The 17,716-nt window shown below is 63.8% G+C and carries 15 protein-coding genes and 1 riboswitch; of the genes, 4 read left to right on the plus strand and 11 right to left on the minus strand.

The annotated features are described in order from the left end of the window. The 9 genes from N5D48_RS22335 to tssB all read right to left on the minus strand — a co-directional run. The coding region (locus N5D48_RS22335; RefSeq protein WP_279888060.1) for a hypothetical protein at positions 1–185 on the minus strand (185 nt) is incomplete at its 3' end. Next, positions 182–1,525: a type VI secretion system baseplate subunit TssK gene (gene tssK / locus N5D48_RS22340; protein ID WP_279888061.1), complete on the minus strand. Its 1,344-nt coding sequence runs from the start codon at positions 1,523–1,525 to the stop codon at positions 182–184. The genes N5D48_RS22335 and tssK, both read right to left, overlap by 4 nt. Before the next feature lie 51 nt (positions 1,526–1,576). After that, positions 1,577–2,341: a type VI secretion system lipoprotein TssJ gene (tssJ, locus tag N5D48_RS22345; protein WP_279888062.1), complete on the minus strand. Its 765-nt coding sequence runs from the start codon at positions 2,339–2,341 to the stop codon at positions 1,577–1,579. Further along, positions 2,338–2,901: an FHA domain-containing protein gene (locus N5D48_RS22350; RefSeq protein WP_279888063.1), complete on the minus strand. Its 564-nt coding sequence runs from the start codon at positions 2,899–2,901 to the stop codon at positions 2,338–2,340. Before N5D48_RS22350 ends, tssJ begins: the two co-directional genes overlap by 4 nt. Beyond that, on the minus strand, positions 2,898–3,929 hold the full coding sequence (tssG, locus tag N5D48_RS22355) for a type VI secretion system baseplate subunit TssG (protein WP_279888064.1): 1,032 nt from the start codon (positions 3,927–3,929) through the stop codon (positions 2,898–2,900). Before tssG ends, N5D48_RS22350 begins: the two co-directional genes overlap by 4 nt. After that, positions 3,893–5,659: a type VI secretion system baseplate subunit TssF gene (tssF, locus tag N5D48_RS22360; protein ID WP_279888065.1), complete on the minus strand. Its 1,767-nt coding sequence runs from the start codon at positions 5,657–5,659 to the stop codon at positions 3,893–3,895. Before tssF ends, tssG begins: the two co-directional genes overlap by 37 nt. 3 nt (positions 5,660–5,662) lie before the next feature. After that, positions 5,663–6,073 (minus strand): type VI secretion system baseplate subunit TssE, encoded by a 411-nt coding sequence (tssE, locus tag N5D48_RS22365; RefSeq protein WP_279888066.1) that lies wholly within the window; start codon positions 6,071–6,073, stop codon positions 5,663–5,665. Further along, the gene (gene tssC, locus N5D48_RS22370) at positions 6,070–7,560 is read right to left on the minus strand and encodes a type VI secretion system contractile sheath large subunit (RefSeq protein WP_279888068.1); all 1,491 of its coding nucleotides are present in this window, start codon (positions 7,558–7,560) and stop codon (positions 6,070–6,072) included. The genes tssE and tssC overlap by 4 nt, the downstream gene beginning before the upstream one ends. A 17-nt stretch (positions 7,561–7,577) precedes the next feature. Next, on the minus strand, positions 7,578–8,081 hold the full coding sequence (gene tssB, locus N5D48_RS22375; RefSeq protein ID WP_279888070.1) for a type VI secretion system contractile sheath small subunit: 504 nt from the start codon (positions 8,079–8,081) through the stop codon (positions 7,578–7,580). A gap of 358 nt (positions 8,082–8,439) precedes the next feature. On the opposite strand from tssB, the gene vasI reads away from it, so the two are divergent. Genes vasI through tssM form a run of 3 tightly spaced genes read left to right on the plus strand, consistent with a single transcriptional unit; the run spans position 8,440 to position 14,104 of the window. After that, positions 8,440–9,060 (plus strand): type VI secretion system-associated protein VasI, encoded by a 621-nt coding sequence (gene vasI, locus N5D48_RS22380; protein WP_279888072.1) that lies wholly within the window; start codon positions 8,440–8,442, stop codon positions 9,058–9,060. Further along, positions 9,048–10,499, plus strand: a complete 1,452-nt coding sequence (gene tssA, locus N5D48_RS22385; RefSeq protein ID WP_279888073.1) for a type VI secretion system protein TssA — start codon at positions 9,048–9,050, stop codon at positions 10,497–10,499. Before vasI ends, tssA begins: the two co-directional genes overlap by 13 nt. An 8-nt stretch (positions 10,500–10,507) precedes the next feature. Further along, positions 10,508–14,104 (plus strand): type VI secretion system membrane subunit TssM, encoded by a 3,597-nt coding sequence (gene tssM, locus N5D48_RS22390; protein ID WP_279888074.1) that lies wholly within the window; start codon positions 10,508–10,510, stop codon positions 14,102–14,104. Positions 14,105–14,146: 42 nt separating this feature from the next. On the opposite strand, the gene nhaA is transcribed toward tssM, so the two are convergent. Further along, positions 14,147–15,346, minus strand: coding sequence for a Na+/H+ antiporter NhaA (nhaA, locus tag N5D48_RS22395; RefSeq protein ID WP_279888075.1), 1,200 nt, complete (start codon positions 15,344–15,346; stop codon positions 14,147–14,149). A gap of 359 nt (positions 15,347–15,705) precedes the next feature. After that, positions 15,706–15,767, plus strand: a riboswitch (Fluoride riboswitch). Positions 15,768–15,839: 72 nt separating this feature from the next. Here nhaA and crcB point away from each other — a divergent pair. Then, on the plus strand, positions 15,840–16,217 hold the full coding sequence (gene crcB, locus N5D48_RS22400) for a fluoride efflux transporter CrcB (RefSeq protein WP_279888077.1): 378 nt from the start codon (positions 15,840–15,842) through the stop codon (positions 16,215–16,217). Here crcB and N5D48_RS22405 read toward each other — a convergent pair. Further along, on the minus strand, positions 16,167–17,666 hold the full coding sequence (locus tag N5D48_RS22405; protein WP_279888078.1) for a GH25 family lysozyme: 1,500 nt from the start codon (positions 17,664–17,666) through the stop codon (positions 16,167–16,169). The two genes, crcB and N5D48_RS22405, sit on opposite strands and share 51 nt — an antisense overlap. Between the last annotated feature and the right edge of the window lie 50 nt (positions 17,667–17,716).

The following is a 17,716-nucleotide window of genomic DNA, read 5'->3' on the forward strand; positions in this document are numbered from 1 at the left end:
ATCGGGTTGGCGTAGTTGCCGCGCAGCCGGAAGTCGGGGTCGGCGGCATAGCCGCCGGTCGCTTGTTTGGTGCGCGAGGGGCCGGTAGTGGCGGCATCGTGGGGCACGTTCGTGCTCGGCACGGCCAGCGTCGGCAGGATGCTGACACGGTCTGCGCCGGGCGCCGTCTCTTGGTTGATGGTCATTGCTGCTCACTCCTGATCGCCCAGAACTGCAACTCGAGCCCTGGAAAATCGCCGGCGATATGGAAGCCGAACCCGTTGCTGTCGGCCATGGCCGCCCAGGCCGGGCTGCGGCGATCCAGTTCGAAATAGCTGAAGCCTGCGTGGAAGGGCAGTTCTCGCGGTGCCACCGGCTGGGGCAGCAGCGGAATGCCGGGCAGCTGCAGGGGGATGAGGTCATCCAGCGCCGCCAGCGAGGTGACCTTGGCTTTTTGCAGGAACTGTTGGCGCAGGGTCTCCGGCGGCAGGCTGGCGCGCACGGCGAGGATGAACTCCGCGGTGTCGATCAAGCGTCGATCCTCCAGGGTCACGGTCATCACGCCGTACGGCTGAGGCTCCAGCGGCAGGGAGATGGCGCGCGGTTGCAGCACCGTGCTCAAGGCGCGGCGCAGGGTGTCCTCCAACGGCTTGAAGGAGTTGCGCAAGGCCGTGTGGCGATACGCGGGATACTCTTGCGGCAGCCGGCTGGCATCGGTGAAGGTCACCAGCTCGCCGCAAGCCTGGCTCATGACCAGATAGAGCTGTTCAGGGTGAACCTGCGACTGGCGCGACAGGTGCTGGAAACAGGGCCACCAGCGGTTCATGGCCTGCAGCAGGTTGAAATCGCGGATGTCGGCGATACCGGACTGGCCCGCCGAGCCGATGCGTGCCGCCAGGTTGCGCGCGCGCTCGCGCAGGGCATTGCTGATCTCGTCGAGAAAGCGCTGGAGTGCCGGCACGGCACGCACGCTGACACTGGTGGGGTAGAACCCTTCGTCCAGTTGCAGGCTGCCGTCGGGGCGTCGTTCGAGGATCCGGGCCAGGGCGAGGCGGGTATAGGCACTGCTGTCCTGCGCTTCGCGCCGCAGTTGCAGGTTGGGCACCGCCAGGTCGATCTGCACCAGGTCGCCGTCGGCGGTATGGGTGTCCTTGATCTCCTGTGGCTGGGCCAGGTAGCGAAAGTTCGCGGGACTATCCGGCCAGCTCACCTCGCGTCCGCCGTCGGTGCGCAGCGGCAGGCACAGGTAGACCTCGCTGTTGCGCGACACATCGTCGTTGATTTCCAGCGGTGGAGGCGGCGCCAGGTCCGCCGGGATGTCGAAGACCGTGCCGTCGGGCATGATGCCGCGCGCGCGGGTGATGGCGACCTTGCCCAGACTCAGGTACTCGTCGTTCAACTGCAGTTCGCTGAAACCGAAGAATGCGGCGTTCAGGCTGCCCAGGCGCTGGTGCAAGGCGGCGTCGCTGGCCCGGGCCGCCTGCTGGAAGTGCTGAGGCTTGACGAACAGGCCCTCGGGCCAAAGAACGGGATTACGTGAGCTCATGGTTGCTCCGAAACTGAAGAGAGAAGGCGTGGGGGTGGCGGGCGCAGAGCATCAGTTCTCCTCCCTGAGCAGAACCTGGCGATCCTCGACCAGCACGGAAAGCACGAGCTGACGACCACGTGGCGCGATGCGCAGCACTTGCTGCCAGATGGCGTCGTCCTGGTTGCGGTAGTCGGCGATCACCGCGATGAAGCGGGTGTCCGCGTGGATGGGCTCGAACGGCACGAACTTGAACTGACCAGGGGACAACAGGTAGTCATCGTCGCGGATGTAGGTGCTGCGCAGTGCCTTCGCCGGGTCCTGGTCCAGCAACTGATAGGCGCTGTTGCGCAGCAGCGAGTCGTCGCGCAGCTGCAGGATCTTGATGGCGACGGGCGTGGCGATCTGCTCGGCGGCTACCGGCGCCGGGGGCGGCAGCTCCAGTACCACGCTCGGGTCTTCGTAGCTGCCAGGTGTGCCGTCGTCGTCCTCGTCGATCGCTATCGCCAAGGCCGGGAATTGTGACTGCAGGTACGTCAGCAGGTGCTCGACCTTTTCGGTCAGTGCCAGCGGGTCTTCGGCGCTGAGGCTCACCGCGTAGGGGCTCGGCGCCAGGGCATCTTGCTGCCCGGCTGGCACATCGAGGCTGTTGGGGTTGCCATTGAGGGTGATGCCGGCGTTGAGGCTGAAAGCCACCTCCGTTGGTTGGTCCTTGAGGGCCCCGACGGGCACGGAGGGGTCCATGACTACCTGGCCCACCTTGCCCAGCAGCGTGCACCCGGAGCCGCCCAGGAGTGCCGACAGCAAGGGTAGGGCCAGCAATGCGCGACGCTTCATGGCCGTTCCCCCTTGATAAGAAGCCGCAGGGCGTTGTCCTGGCCGGGGGCCGCAGCAAGGTGTGTGTCCAGCGCGGCCAGCGGGTCGTGGCCGATGACTGGGGGAAACGCTTCGCAGATATCGGTGATGGCTGGCGAACGGGGTTCGTCGAGGGTGGTGGTCGAGGTATTGGCCAGCAACGCATCGAGCGCCCGCTGCCCTGGCGTGAGCAGTGATTCCAGCGAGCGTTCATCTTGCTGGCCGGCCTGGTAGCTGACCTGCAGCTGGTAGGCCCCGACCCGCAGCCGATCGCCATCGCGCAGCCTTACCGGCGCATGCGCACCCAGGCTTTGCGTACTCTGGTTGAGATAGGTCCGATGGCTGCGATCGATGACGCAGAAGCTGCCTTCCTTCCAGCGAATTTCGCAGTGAATCGGCTCGATGCGCCGCTCACGGTCGACGATCAGCCAGTCAGCGCCTTGGCTACCGATGGTGCCGCCATTGCGCCCGAACCGATGTCGAGTGGCTACGCCCTGCGCCAGGTTTTCGAGGTTGACGATGGTCAAGGTCAGGCCCTTCATGCGCGCCCCCGGATACGTACGACCGGGCTTCCCGAGCCGTGCCGGTCGTCGACGAAGCTGGTCCAGCCCAGGTGGGCACCCTGGCTTCGGTGCAGGCGGAAGGGGGAAAGGGCGTTCTGCTTGAGGCGCAGTTCCAGGTCGTAGGCCATGCCATCGCGCAGCAGAAAATCGATCAGGGCACGCAGTCGGCCGAAGTTGGCGCCGCTGGGCAACAGGGCACGCAGCTGCGCCTGGTCCAGCTCTGCGATCAGGATGGTGAACTTGCTGCTGCGGGTTCGCGTGCGGTTGCCGACCACGAAGTTGTGACCGAGGCTGCCGTTGACCTTGCCAAGGCTCAGGGTCTGTTCGATGGCCGTGGGAACCGAGCGAGTCTCGAACTCGCGGATCCGTACATGCCGCAGGTCGAAGCAGTGAGCGATGATGCCGGCTACCGTGCCCGGCGCGCGGCTGCGACTGGCGATCACACCGGCAAAGCTGAGCAGGCGGCTCCAGGGCAGTGCCGTGTTGCCTCGCAGTTGCTGGTTGTTCAGGCCGATCAGGGCGAATACGTACTGCGAGAACTGATCACCCGCGCCGGCCTGGAAGCGGATGTAGTAGCGGTACTTGCGCCAGATGCGGTGCAGCAGGCTGAGCAGGTAGTGATTGAAAAAGTCCAGGAATGCCGGGCGCACGCCCAGTCCCTGGACGTGTTCATAGGCCAACTGTTCCAGGTAGTAGGTCGGCAGCGGCGAGTCAGTGCCATGCAGGCCCAGGAACGTGCAGCGGACCTGGTAGCGGGCCTGCGCGCCGGTGTCGGCCGCAGCCGTCAGGCGCGCCGCGTTCAGCACGTCTGAAGCGGGGAAGTTCAACCGTGGGTCGTTGGCCAATCGCACCCGTTGGCGCGTGGCGGCATCCGGCCAGCGAGGCTCCAGGTCATCGCCGTGCAGGGCGTGCAACCGCTCCAGCAGTTGGAAGTAGTTGTGGCGGCGCGCCTCGGCAAGCAGCCTGTCGGCTAGATCAGCGGTTGTCTGCCGGTCAGCAATGGCCATGTGTAGTGCTCGTTGTTGGTGGTGTTGATCACTTCCAGGCGATGGAAGGAGTTGATGCTGGCGTACAGGGCGAAGAAGTGCGAAAGCACGCAGCTGAACAGGTACAGATCGCCTTCGCAGAGAAAGGCCTTCTGATCGAGTTTCAGGCGGGTGCGCAGGCCGCGAATGGGCAGGCCCTTGATCAGCCAGTCCAGGGGTTCGGTGTGTGCCTCGCCGATGCCGTCGAGGCGCTTGCCCGTGGCGCGTGCTTGCTGAATGTCGTGCAAGGCGGCGAAATCGTAGGCGCCGATCACCGCCTTGAGCGGTTGCGCCGACAACAGCGACAGGTAGTTGAGCGACAGGTTGGAAATCAGCGACCACTGCAACTGGCCGTCGAGCACCGGCCGATAGGCGCGGGTAGGGCGGCGGATGTTGCGGTAGCTGGCCAGCGGCGGCGTGGCTTCGGTGTTCACGCAGATGTCGCCGATCCCCAGGGCCAGTGGCAGGTCCCGATTGCTGCAGGTCAGATCGATGGACGCAGTTTCCAGTTCGCCGATGTAGGCGCTTTCATCGCCGCGGACGAAGCCGATGCGGTGAATGACGCCGTCACCGCGCAGCGACTCTTCGATCTTGCAGCGGTAGTACAGCGCGGTGCGACCCTGGACATGCTCGATCTCGTGGGCGAACGACTCGAAGGGGCGAAAGGTCCGCAGGGTTTCCCCGGTGCCACCTTGCGCGGTGGTGCGGGTGCTGATGACCCGATCGATGCTGAAGATCTCATAGGCATTTGGCGTTCGGCCGCTTGGGGTCAAGGCCACCGGGCCGGCATGACCGGACAGGTCGATGGGCTCGGCGCTGTGCCGGAACAGGTTGACCGCAGGCGTGCAGAACAGGCTGAAGTCGCTGGTGCCCACGCGCACGGTGTCGGGCAACTGCCGGTTGAAGTGGAACTCGATGCGCACATTCTCGGTGTCGTGCCCGGGCCAGAGCTTGTCCAGCCCGGTCAGGCGGAAAAAGTGGAAGCGTTGCGGGAATACGAAGTACTCCTGCAGGATCCGGTAGCCGTCGAAGACGTTTCTTGGATAGGGCAGCAGGGCTTCGTCAGGGCTGAAACCGGGAAACGTGACACTGCTGGCCGGTAATCGGCGTACCTCGCCGTCGATGGTCACGCTGATGTGTTGCAGATACTGCGAGAGCCACAGGTAAAGCGTTCGCGCGCAACGGTCTTCGCCACTCAGATGGAACGTCAGGCTGTCGCAATCCAGTGCATTCAATGGGCGCTGGACCAGCGGGCTGAGGTCGATGCACAGAATCGAGCTGTCGAGGGTCTGGGTGGCATTCACCTCGGCGATGGCGAACGGGTGCAGCTGCACGTCGGTACAGGTGCGGTACTCGCAGGCGATGCCGTCCACCGGCAGGGAAAACAGGCGTGAGCCCTTGGGCACGGTGTGCGACTGACTGAGCGACTGCTTCAATGGCGCGAACTGAATGATCGTGGCGCTTGGCAGTGGTCGCAGGTAATTGGGCCAGAGCATCTGCAGCATGGCGTGCGTCAGCTCCGGCAGGTCATCTTCGAGCTTGAGGCGTAGCTTGGCGGTCAGGAAGGCGAAACCCTCCAGCAGCCGCTCGACATCGGGGTCGCAACTGTCCTTGCCAAGGTAATGGGCAAGCTGCGGATTGTCCTGGGCAAAGTCCCTGCCCAGCTCGCGCAGGTAGCGAAGCTCTTCGCTGAAACGGTCCTTCAACGACATGGGTCATCTCACTTGGGTGTAGCGGTTGTGGCCGTTGACCAGCAACTCGATTTCAAGCTGTTCGGTGTGGTTGTCCACCTGCACCTGGCAGTTCAGGTGAAAGTGCAGTTCCAGCGGTGCATTGCTGTCTGGCACGGCCTTCAAGGCGTACACCCGGATCCGTGGTTCGAAGCGTTCGATGGTGTGCCGGATGTCGGCGCTCACTTGCTGGAGCAGGTCGCCGTTGCTCAGGTCATGCCCGTTGAAGTCGCGCAAGCCAAGGTCGGGGCTGCTCTGCGAGCAACCCTGACGGGTGTTGAGCAGGGTTTCGAGGTGACGCTTGATCACCTCGAAACCCTGCCCGGCCATGACCTGCCGCGAGGGCGCGCGGCGTATCGGCGTCGCCGCGATCAGGCGTTCGAACAGACCGCTCATTGCGTGTCGAGCCGGCCGACCAGGGAAATTTCGAAGTTCGCGCCCATGTATTTGAAGTGTGGGCGTACCGCGAGCGAGACCTGGTACCAGCCTGGATCACCCGGCACATCCGCGACTTCGACCCGGGCGGCTCGCAGTGGCCGACGGCTGCGCACATCGGCCGAGGGGTTCTCCTGGTCGGCGACGTATTGCTTGATCCATTTGTTGAGCTCGGACTCCAGGTCGCGGCGTTCCTTCCAGCTGCCGATCTGCTCGCGTTGCAGCACCTTGATGTAGTGGGCCAGGCGATTGACGATGAACAGGTACGGCAGCTGGGTGCCGAGCTTGTAGTTGGTCTGCGCCTGCTGGCCCTCGGGGGTCTTGGGGAAGGTCTTGGGCCTTTGCACCGAGTTGGCGGAGAAGAACGCCGCGTTGTCGCTGTCCTTGCGCATGGTCAGGGCGATGAAGCCTTCCTCGGCCAGCTCGAACTCCTTGCGGTCGGAAATCAGCACCTCGGTCGGGATCTTGGCCTGCAACTGCCCAAGGGACTCGTACAGGTGCACGGGCAGGTCCTCGACGGCCCCGCCGGATTGTGGGCCGATGATGTTCGGGCACCAGCGATAGCGGGCGAAACTGTCGTTGATGCAGCTGGCCAACAGGAACGCCGAGTTGCCCCACAGGTAGTTCTGGTGCTGCCCGTCGATGTTCTCGTCGTAGTGGAAACTCTCGACGGGCTGCTCCTGATGGTGGTAGGCCGAGCGCAGCATGAAGCGTGGCCCGACCAGCGCGGTATGGCGAGCATCCTCGCTGTCACGGAAGGAGCGCCACTTGGCGTGGCGTGGGCCGGCGAAGATGTCCTTGATCTCCTTCAGGTTCGGCAGTTCTTCGAAGCTGCTCAGATTGAAGAATTCCGGAGCGGGGGCGGTAATGAACGGCGCATGGGACATCGCTCCCACCGAGGCCATGTAGCTGAGGAGTTTGATATCGGGCGAGGCGGGGCCGAAACTGTAGTTGCCGACCATGGCCGCCACCGGTTCACCGCCGAACTGGCCATAGCCTGCGGTGTAGACATGCTTGTAGAGTCCACTGCAGGTGATGTCGGCGGCATTCTCGAAGTCATCGAGCAGATCATCCTTGCTGGCATGTAGGACTTCGAGCTTTATGTTCTCGCGAAAGTCCGTGCGGTCCACCAGAAGCTTCAGACCACGCCAGGCCGATTCCAGCTGCTGGAAATCGGGGTGGTGAAGGATCTCATCCATTTGCTTGCCGAGCACGCGATCAACTTCGGCGATCATCTGGTCGACACGATGTTTGTTGATTAGTTGATCTGGGTCATTGCTTTTCAGGATCTCGGAAATGAAAGCCGCCACGCCCTGTTTGGCGACTTGATAGCCTTCCTGGGTGGGTACCAGCATGGTCTCGGCCATTATCTGATCGAGCAGAACGGTGTTGCTCGCTATTTCGGCTGAAACTTCGGCGGTGGGGGTCGTGTGGTTGCGGGTCGGCATGGGGACGCTCCGATGTCTTAGTCATGTTCAGGCGCGTCGAGCACCTGCTCCAGTTCTTGCGCGAGTTGCTTGCGCGCCTGCCCGTCACTGAGCAGCTGTTGCAACTGCTTGCGGAAGGCGGGGACATTGCCCAGCGGCCCTTTCAGGGCCACCAGTGCCTCGCGCAGTTCCAGCAGCTTGCGCAGCTCCGGGACTTGCCGCGCCACCTGGTCCGGTCCGAAGTCGTTGATCGTGCTGAACCGCAGGTTCAGCGCCAGCTCTGCGTCCGGGGCGTTACCGAGCCTGGAGGGAACGGCAAGAGCCAGGGAGACATCGGCATCCCTCAACACGTTGTTGAAGCTGTGCTTGTCGATGCGCATGACCTGGCGATCCTCCAGGGCGCGAGTGTCATCCAGACCGAAATCCCCCATCACCAGCATCTTGTGTGGCAGCTCGATTTCTGCCTGCTCGTCACCGGTTGCAGGCACATATTTGATGTTGATGCGCTCTTTGGGCGCAACGGAACTCGTACTTTTCGACACTGGTGCGTAACTCCCTTTCGCATTGATGGATGTGACTTTAATAGCAAGTGGGTTTGCGGATTAATGCTGTAGGAAGTTTCCTAGCTTGCATGTGTGTTGTTTAATCGCTTAGTTGTTTGTTGGTCGGCGTCTATTTTAAAAATGCGCAGGGAAATGTTTGTCGGTCGAGCCTGAAAGTGTAAACAAATATTTATTTGTGCGAGGTAATTTGGCTGTACTAGTCTCTCGTTCGGTTTCTTGTTTTGTTTGTCCGCTTTCCGGCCTCGCTGCGTTGTTTTATTGAAGTGCACCGTACGGTCAGGGAAACTTCGAAAAAGGTGAAGTTACAGTGATTACCCGCTGTGCATATGGCGCTGGTTTGTCGTTGCTGTTGTATTCGGGCATGGCTTTGGCCAACCCACCACGGGATTGCCCACGGATCGTGTCCAACCTCGAGCGCCTGGCGTGTTTCGACGAAGCGGCAGGCACGCCAGCTCCCGTACGAAGGCAGCAATGGTCCGCTGCCGAGCAGGACGCACCCACTCTGCGCGGCGTCATGATCAACGAAGCCCGGCGCGCTCCCGATGACCTGGCCTTTCGTATCAGCGACCAGAGTGATGGTTCCGCTGGGCGCACGCGCCTGGTGATTTCCGCCCCGGCGATCGCCGCGGCGCAGCCAAGTCCGTACCTGGCCATCAGTTGTATCGAGAACATCTCCAGACTGCAGTTGATCACTGGTCGACCGGTCGAGGCGCGGCGGGTGACCGTCCAGCTGCGTACGGAGCGCCTGGCGACGCCGGCAATACCGTGGCAGGTAATGGAAAACGGCCAGGTGCTCGATGCCGGTCGGGGCCTGCCGGCCATCGAGAAGATCAGGGCATTGATCGGCGCTCACCGTATCCATGTGGTCAGTGACGATTCCGAGCTCGATGGGCTGAGCTTCGATGCCGAGGGGCTGGATCCGCTGATCGCTCAGGCGCGCGAAGCATGTCGCTGGTAGCGCGCGTCTCGGCGGAGGAAATCGCTCACCTGCTCGCGCCCATTGCCCCGGAGGCTCCGGCGGGGTTGTTCGATGTCGAAGACGAAACCTACCAGGCGATCGACCAGGAAATGGTCAAGCTCGGTGGCCTGCAGGAGGCGTCGATCGATTGGCTCTACATCGAGGAGGCTTCTCGTCACTATCTGAGCCAGCAGTGCAAGCAGTTGCGGATCGTCGGGCACCTGAGCGTCGCCTGGCTACGCGGTGGTAGCTGGGAGTACTGGTGCTTCACCCTGCAACTGCTGGTCGGCATGGTCGAGCGTTATTGGGAAACCGCACACCCCAAGCCCGGTCCGAAGGGTTATCTGGGCAAGCGCAAGCTCATCGACCTGGTGCTCAAACGCCTCTGTGACGCGCTACCCAGGCTCGATCGCTTCAGTGTCAGTCCTGCCATCGTCGCGAATGCGCGGCAAGCGCTCGGGTGCCTGCAGCAACAGGCCGGCGCGGCAAAACTGGAGCCGGCGTCGATGGCAGAGCTGGAGCGCTTGCTGCGCAAGCATTCGGAAGACGCCATGGGTGGCGCGCCGGCGCCCGCGGCTGGAGCCGTGGCGCCCAAGGTGACCGCGGCGCCGTTGGCCGAGGTATTTCTCAGCAGGCCTGGTGTGTCCCTTGGCAACGAGCGAGAAACGCGCCGCGCGGTCCTGGGCATGGCCGAGCTCATCAACCAGCAAGACCTTTACGATCCCACCGGTTATCAGTTGCGGCGTTTCGGCCTGTGGGCACATATCCAGACGGCACCTGTTGCCAGGCAGGACCTGCGTACGGAACTGATGGCGGTACCGGTCGATATCGCGGCAGGGTACGAAGAAGCGGTAGCCGGTACGGTCATCGACCCGGCCTTGTTGCTGCGGGTGGAGAAGAGCGTGACGGCGTCCCCTTACTGGATTCGTGGCAGCTTCCTCGCCGCGAGCATTGCCACGCGCCTGGCGATGGCGGAGGTCGCCGAGGCGATCCGCAGCGCGAGCGCTCGCTTCGTGTTGCGTCTGCCGGCATTGCAACAGCTGTGCTTCAGCGATGGCACGGCGTTCGTCGACGAGCAATGCCTGGCCTGGCTCAAAGGGGACGAGGCGCGACCCGTTCAGCAGGCGCAAGCCCAGGAGTTTCGCAACCTGGGCGAGGAGCTGGCCAATCAACTGGAGACAGAGGGCATCGAGCCGGTGCTGCTGACCCTGCAGAGATTGCAGGCGGACCACCGCTCCCCCCGCGAGCACTGTCACACCACACTGCTTGCCGCCGACCTGCTCGCCAGGCGGGGGGTGTCCTGGCTGGCGCAGGACCTGTGCGCCGGTGTCGCTCGGAGCATGCGGCAAACGACGGCGGATGCCTGGGAGCCCGACACATTTCAACGGCTGCGGCAGTACGGGGCCACCTCGGCACTGGCGGACCAGAACAAGGACTAGGAGCCTTCATGAGCCAATTTCTGAAATTACTGAAGCGCTGGGGCATGCCCCTGGCCCGGCGCGCCGGCGCTGCCTTGCCCTTGTTGCTTGGCTTGGTGACGTTGCTGTTGTTGGTTGCCATCTGGTGGCTGGGACCGCACTGGCACTGGCGCGATCACCAGCCCTTGGCGGGCGTGGCTCATCGAAGCGTCGCCACGCTGCTGCTGATTCTGCTGCCGCTGTCGTGTTGGTTGCTCGTACTGCGCAAGCGCTTTCACCGGCTGCAGGCCGAGCGTCGCCAGCAGGCCGCTGTCGAGGCGGACCCTTGCTTGTCGTTTGTCCTGGCCCAGGAGAAGGCACTCGACAGCGCGTTTGCCAGCTACCTGGACAATGCCGGAGGGCGCCGTGCGCGTTATCGCTTGCCCTGGTATCTGGTGCTGGGGGAGCAGGGCGCTGGCAAGAGCAGTTTCATCGACCATTCGAACCAGTGCTTTTCCCTGACCCGCATTGCCAGCAGCCAGGCCCGGTTGCGCCAGAGTGACCTGGGCGCCTACCCCATTGGCTGGTGGGTGGGCAACGATGCCGTCATCATCGATCCGCCAGGTGCGTTCACCCTGCAGGAGGCCACGGCAGGGGCACTCCACGATGATGCCCGCGTACCGGACGGCCTGCAGTCACGGTTATGGAACCATCTGCTTGACTGGCTGGAGCGCAATCGCAGTCGTCGGGCGCTGGATGGGGTGCTGCTGGTTGTCGATCTGCCCGCGCTGATCAACGCCACCCCTGAGCAGCGTATGGTACTTGCCCATGGCCTGCGGACCCGCGTGCACGAAGTAAGCAGCCAGCTGGGTTGTCGCTTGCCGCTGTACGTCGTGCTGAGCAAGTTCGACCTGCTGCAGGGATTCGATCAATGTTTTGCGCGCCTGAGCCATGAGCAGCGCGAACGGATGCTGGGGTTTACCTTCAAGCAGGAGGCCGTCGACACATTCGATGCCTGGCTGGACGAGTTCGCTGAGTACCATGATCGACTAACGCATGCCCTGTACGAGCAAACACTGGCGAGCCTAGGCTCTCCGAGCCAGGCGCGCCAGCGTGAGCGCCTGATCGCCTTGCATGGGCAACTGGTTGGGTTGCGCCCGGTACTGACGGGCTTTCTGCGTGAAACCCTGGCGAGCGATCGTTACACGACACCTGCTTTGGTACGAGGGGTGTACTGGTGCTCGGTTCTCCAGCAGGGGGAAATCGACAATGCCTTCGTTCGCGAGGCGGCACAGCCCTATGTCGAGGAATTCCCGGTGAGGGAGGGCAGGGCGCCGGGCAAGCATTCGGTCTACTTCGCCCAGCAGGTTTTCCAGCGGGTTCTCTATCGAGAAGCCGGACTGGCCGGTGACAACGCCAGGGTGGCGCGGCAGAAGCGCCAGATGGCATGGGCGGGCGCAGGGCTGGGTGTGCTGACGATCGCGGTCTGCGCCGCTACTTGGCAGCGCTACTTCGATATCAACCAAGCCAAGGCGGTGAATGTGTTGGCCAAGAGTCGGGAGTTCAGGCATCAGGAGGTGGACTCGAGGCTGGACCCTACCGCGCGCAACCTGTTGCAGCCGCTGGACCAGATTCGTGACGCCGTTTCCGTGTTTGGCGACTACCGTAACGTCTGGCCGTTGGTGGCGGATCTCGGCCTCTATCAGGGGCGGGTCATCGGGCCGATGGTCGATGAGGCGTATTTGCGCTTGCTGTCCCGGCGTTTCCTGCCGGCACTGGCCAGCGGCGTCGTCGACGCGATGCGCACCGCTCCGGTAGGCAGCGAGCAACAGATGGCCGCGCTCAGGGTGTATCGCATGATCGAGGACCGCAAGAGCCGCCGCCCGGCATGGGTCGAGGACTGGATGGCTCGGCAATGGCAAATGGCCTATCCCGGGCAGGGCCAACTGCAGCGCGACCTCATGCGGCACCTGGAGTATGCGCTGGCCTATGCCGATGCCGACCTTTCGCCGTACCGTCGGCAAGCCAGCGAGGTCCAGCAGGCGCTGCGGGCGATGCCGATGCCGCAGCGGGTTTATGCCAGCCTCAAGCAGCAGGCTCATGAGCAACTGCACGCCGGTCTGGACATCCGCAGCCAAGTGGGTCCTGCGTTCGACATGGTCTACCAGCCCGTCGCCGGAGCGACCCAGGACGACGACGCGACTTGGCTGGCGCCCTTGCTCACGGCCAGGGGCTTCAAGGAGTTTTTCGAGCCCCGCAGCCAGCACCTCGCCGAAATGGCGATGATCGACCAGTGGGCGTTGGGCGAGCGTGCCCAGCTGGATTACTCGGACGCCGACCGCCAAGTGCTGACGGAGCGAGTCCGTACACTGTACGGCGCAGACTATATCGCCAGTTGGCGGCGTGCCCTGAATGCATTCACGGTCGCCGATTTCCAGGACCTGAACCATGCAGTCTCGATCCTGGAGCAACTGACCGGACCTGCTGCGCCCCTGCACAGGCTGCTGGAGACCGTTCGGGAAAACACCGCGATCCATCCCGCGCCGAGCGCCGATCTGGCGCTCGACGTCAGCGCCCAGGCGCAGTCGGCTGTTGGCACGCCGGAGCAGCAGCAGGCGGCAGGCATCTACCGGGCCTTTGCCGGGTTGAATGGAATGCTCGATGCCAAGGGCGACAAGCCGAGCTACTACGATGAAACGCTGGGCGCCATCAGCGCCGTTCACGATTACGCCAAGGGCGTACAGGACAGCCCTGAGCGCGGCAAAGCCGCATTGCACACGGTGCTGCAGCGTTTCGCGATGACTGGCGCCGATCCGATAGGTACCTTGCAGCGTGTCGCCGGCGGGCTGCCCGAACCCGTCCGACAGCAGGTCAGGAAGGTCGCCGACCAGACCGCGCAGGTGCTCAATGTCGAGGCCTTGCGCGAGCTGGAGCGGCGTTGGGACACAGAGGTCTACAGCTTCTTCCAGCAGCGCCTGGCCGGGCGCTATCCCTTCGTCGCGCGGGGGGCGGATGCGTCTTTGGATGATTTCGAGGCGTTCTTCGGACCCAAGGGACGGCTGCAGCAGTTTCAGGACCAGTACCTGAAAATCTTCCTCAAGGACAACCTGGATGCTTTGCGCTCCGAGCAACACGGTGGCTCGCTGATTCGGCCCGAGGTGATCGAGCAATTGGCAGCGGCAGAACGTATCCGCGAGACCTTCTTCGACCAACGCGGCAACCTGAGCGTGCAATTGAGCATCGAGCCGCTTGGCCTGAGCGCGAATCAGCGCACCAGCCTGCTGGACCTGGATGGCCAGTTGATTTCATATACCCATGGCCCACGTCAGATCATCGGCATTGTCTGGCCCAATACCCTGGGGCAGCAGGTACGCAGCAACCTGACCTTGCTCAAGCTCAATGGCAACAGCAGCAGCCTGGAGTACCGCGGGCCCTGGTCGATGTTCCGTCTGCTCAGCCGCGGTGCGCTCAATGGCCGGACGGCGAGCAGCGTCGACCTGAGCTTCAGGACCGGGGAAGGGGTGATGCGTTACCGGTTGAACTCGGAAAAGGCCTTCAATCCCATCACCCAGCAGCCCTTCAAGGGCTTCAGCCTGCCGCGTGGGTTGTTGCGCCCGCTCGTTGCGAGCGGCGAGCAGGCCATCTAGATAAAAGAAAGGGGCCGTATGGCGGCCCCTCTCTCATTCGCTTCAGTCCGCCGGTTTGGGCGCGAAGCGCAGAATCAGGCAAGCGATCACCGCCGACAACAGCGAGCCCAGCAAGATGCCGATCTTCGCCGCTTCGATCTTCTCCGGCTGGTCCGGGAAGGCCAGCCCGCCGATGAACAGGCTCATGGTGAAACCGATGCCGCACAGCATCGCCACGCCATAGATCTGCAGCCAGCTGGCACCTTGCGGCTTGCTGGCCAGGCCGGTCTTGACCGCCAGCAGCACGCCGCCGAACACACCGATCTGCTTGCCCAGCAACAGGCCCAGGCCGATGGCCAGTGGCAGCGGCGCGAAGACATCGCTCCAGCCCAGGTTGCCGAACGACACACCGGCATTGGCGAAGCCGAAGGCCGGGACGATGAGGAAACCGACCCAAGGCGCCAGGCCGTGCTCCAGGCGTAGCAGCGGGCTGGCTTCGCGCTCCTGGCTGTTGCCGGTGCTGTAGGGGATCAGCAGCGCGGCGACCACGCCTGCAATGGTCGCGTGCACCCCAGATAGCAAGGTGAAGTACCACAAGGCCGCGGCACCGAGCAGGTAGGGCCACAGCGCGACCACGCGCAGGCGGTTGAAGGCGAACATGAGTGCGGCGATGCCGGCGGCTCCGGCCAGGGCGAGCAGGTTGATCGACGAGGTGTAGAACACCGCGATGATCGCCACCGCGCCCATGTCGTCGATGATCGCCACCGACACCAGCATCACTTTCAGCGATAGCGGCGCATGCCGCCCCAGCAGCGCCAGGGCGCCGACGGCGAAGGCGATGTCGGTGGCGGCCGGGATCGCCCAGCCAGCGGCCAGCCCGGGTTCGCCGCGTGACACGGCCAGGTAGATCAGCGCCGGAACGGCCATGCCCATCAGCGCCGGCAGGGCCGGCAGGCGCCGTTGCTCCCAGCTGGCCAGGCGACCGTCGACCAGCTCGCGCTTGATCTCAAGGCCCACCAGCAGGAAGAAGATCGCCATCAGGCCGTCGTTGATCCACATGTGCACGGTCATCGGGCCGAGCTTGTCGGTCAGGGTCGGGCCGACGGGCAGGTGCAGCAGGTGCTGGTAGGCACTGGCCGCGGGGCTGTTGGCGATGACGATGGCCAGGGCGGCGGTGAGCATCAGCAGCACGCCACCAGCCGCTTCGGTGGCCAGTAGCTGGCGCAGCATCGAGGGCTGCTTGTGGGTAAGGGGTGCATTCATGGAGCGGTCCTCGTTCATGACGTCGCCCTCGTGGTGGCAGTGACGCGACGTACGACGGGCACGGCGAGACGGTGGCGGCGAAGACGACGGGCCACTGCGACGAAAGGCGAGAAGAAGGATAGGTAAAGCGGCGCGGCAAGCCAAACCGTGAGCACACGGGATGGAAAGCGCCAGGAAGAATGGAGGCATGCGTGCAACATGGACGGATCTCACGGAAAACAAATGAATGTTCTCCGTATTCGGGAAGGCTCCCGGGCGCACGCAGCACACGCCAGTCGCGCATTCTAGCGGCCTGATTGCAGATCGGCTTCCTATATTTGCTTCGAAATGTTGCGGGGTTGTGGCCAGCTCCGTAACATCGACCATCAGGAGATGGCATTCCTCCTCGAACCGCCTCAGTGCTGATGATGCCTACGCAACCCCCGTTGGAGGGTGCGTAGGCGTGTGCCTGCCTCTCCATGGGGGTCTTTCGGACCGTCAATGGAGCTTGTCGATGTACCTGTCCTTTATTTGCGTCGTTGTCGGTGGCAGTGCGGGTTGCGTGCTGCGCTGGCTAGTGGGCCTGCGCCTGAATTCGCTGTTCCCCGGCATGCCGCTCGGCACCTTGCTGGTGAATCTGCTGGGGGGCTTCGTCATCGGCGGCGCGATGGCGTTTTTCCTGCGTTTCCCCAACCTCGACCCCACCTGGCGCCTGCTGATCACCACAGGTTTCTGCGGTGGGCTGACGACGTTCTCGACATTTTCGGCCGAGGTCCTGTCGATGCTCATGCACGGCCGCGCCGGTTGGGCGATGGCCACGGTGCTCGCCCATGTGCTCGGCTCACTGCTGATGACCTTCGCGGGCTTCGCCCTGGTGCGCTGGCTCGCTTGACGTTGGCGCATGCGCATTGCTTTCCTGCCTGGCCAGACCATCGAGTGCGGTGAGGCTGCCATTGAACAGATCGAAGTCCGCAGGCTGTGGGCTCCCGCGGAACTGGCTGGCCCGTTGCCAGAAGGTGAATTGCGACCAGCCGGGCGGCAGACGGGGCGTCTGCGCGCCTGTCCAGTCGGCGATCCACAATGGGTAGCGGGTGAAACGCGGGTCATTCAGATAGCGGTTGCCCATGTTCCAATTGGTGTAGAGCAACGGCGTGCATCGCATCTGTTCTTCGACCCGGACCAGGGCCCTGGAAAGTATCTGCTGCACCTGTACCGGATCGGGAGATGGCGCGCGTGAAGGCAGACTCTGTTCTTCGAAGTCCAGGGTCAGGCAAAGGTCGCGGGGCCGTGCTTCGCCGATCGCCCGCACTGCGGCATCGACCTGTGCCACTGGGTCCTGGTCGATGCGCAGGAACAGGTACGCGCCGCGGTACAGGCCATGCTGGCCCATGAGCCGCCAATTGATGGCGAACTCAGGGTCTTGGCGGATGCCGAACGCCACGCGGGCAAATGCGAAGTCGATATTCGGAGCGATCTCAAGTACGGCCTCGGCGCCACTCCTGCCTGCACCGGACCATTGCGATACATCCAGGCCGCGGGGCAGGTCACGTAGCGGGGATGCGAGTGTTGCGCCCACGGGTGCTGGCGACGTGTCGACGGCAGGTGGCGTCGTGCTGCCCGATGTTGCCGCCTGGCGTAGGCGGTCGTTGGCGTAGATGCCCAGCGCCGCGGCGAGGCAGGCGATCAACAGGCCGCTGGTGGCGAGTATCAGGGTACGTTCGCGTGCCCAGTGTGGCTGCCGCGAGTCGATGGCTGGTGTGCCGCCGGGCGCTACGGGCTTCGCACGGTCTGCGGGGCGTCGTGATTCGGGAGGAGCGGGGCGGTTGGCAGGCCTGGGCAACGCCAGCCTGGCCAACAGCGCTGCGCGGGCCGCAGGGCGGATCATCAGCAGGCCTTGGGTGACGCCCTGCATGAGTTCATAAGCTTCCGCAGGCAGGGCAACGCTGCGGTACAGCACCTGGCCTTCGCGATTGTGGATCGTGGCAGGGTCATCGGTGTAGTCGCCGCTGTCGTTGATGACGATGCGAGGTTTGTCGGCCACCATCTCGACCTTGGGCGTGCCGAACGCGGCGCCGATGCAATGCAGTTCGGGGTCGGGGCGGGTAGCGGGCCGGGGTCGATGAACCTGGGCCAGGCCTGACGTGATGAGGTGCTCCAGGAACATGGCGATTTCCAGCGTACGCGCCAGGGCCTTGGTCGCCTCGGCAAATACCTTGTCAGGGACGTAGAGGAACGCGCTGCCATGGGATGGCTGCAGAATGAGCGCGCGTTGTGAAGCCTCGTCGAACCAGCTGTCGCGCCAGAGATCGCGCAGGGGCGTCGGACCGTCGCCGGTCAGCATGAGCAACGTTGCGAGCCAGGCCCGTTCCTGATGGCTCAGGGGCCCGGGAA

The organism is Pseudomonas sp. GD03858, from assembly GCF_029840925.1.
In the GTDB taxonomy this organism is placed as follows: Bacteria; Pseudomonadota; Gammaproteobacteria; order Pseudomonadales; family Pseudomonadaceae; genus Aquipseudomonas.

Excerpts from the sequence above, each read along its gene's own strand:
- tssK (WP_279888061.1), bottom strand. The coding sequence starts at position 1,525 with ATGAGCTCACGTAATCCCGTTCTTTGGCCCGAGGGCCTGTTCGTCAAG.
- tssJ (WP_279888062.1), bottom strand. The coding sequence starts at position 2,341 with ATGAAGCGTCGCGCATTGCTGGCCCTACCCTTGCTGTCGGCACTCCTG.
- N5D48_RS22350 (WP_279888063.1), bottom strand. The coding sequence starts at position 2,901 with ATGAAGGGCCTGACCTTGACCATCGTCAACCTCGAAAACCTGGCGCAG.
- tssG (WP_279888064.1), bottom strand. The coding sequence starts at position 3,929 with ATGGCCATTGCTGACCGGCAGACAACCGCTGATCTAGCCGACAGGCTG.
- tssF (WP_279888065.1), bottom strand. The coding sequence starts at position 5,659 with ATGTCGTTGAAGGACCGTTTCAGCGAAGAGCTTCGCTACCTGCGCGAG.
- tssE (WP_279888066.1), bottom strand. The coding sequence starts at position 6,073 with ATGAGCGGTCTGTTCGAACGCCTGATCGCGGCGACGCCGATACGCCGC.
- tssC (WP_279888068.1), bottom strand. The coding sequence starts at position 7,560 with ATGCCGACCCGCAACCACACGACCCCCACCGCCGAAGTTTCAGCCGAA.
- tssA (WP_279888073.1), top strand. The coding sequence starts at position 9,048 with ATGTCGCTGGTAGCGCGCGTCTCGGCGGAGGAAATCGCTCACCTGCTC.
- tssM (WP_279888074.1), top strand. The coding sequence starts at position 10,508 with ATGAGCCAATTTCTGAAATTACTGAAGCGCTGGGGCATGCCCCTGGCC.
- nhaA (WP_279888075.1), bottom strand. The coding sequence starts at position 15,346 with ATGAATGCACCCCTTACCCACAAGCAGCCCTCGATGCTGCGCCAGCTA.
- crcB (WP_279888077.1), top strand. The coding sequence starts at position 15,840 with ATGTACCTGTCCTTTATTTGCGTCGTTGTCGGTGGCAGTGCGGGTTGC.
- N5D48_RS22405 (WP_279888078.1), bottom strand. The coding sequence starts at position 17,666 with ATGCTGACCGGCGACGGTCCGACGCCCCTGCGCGATCTCTGGCGCGAC.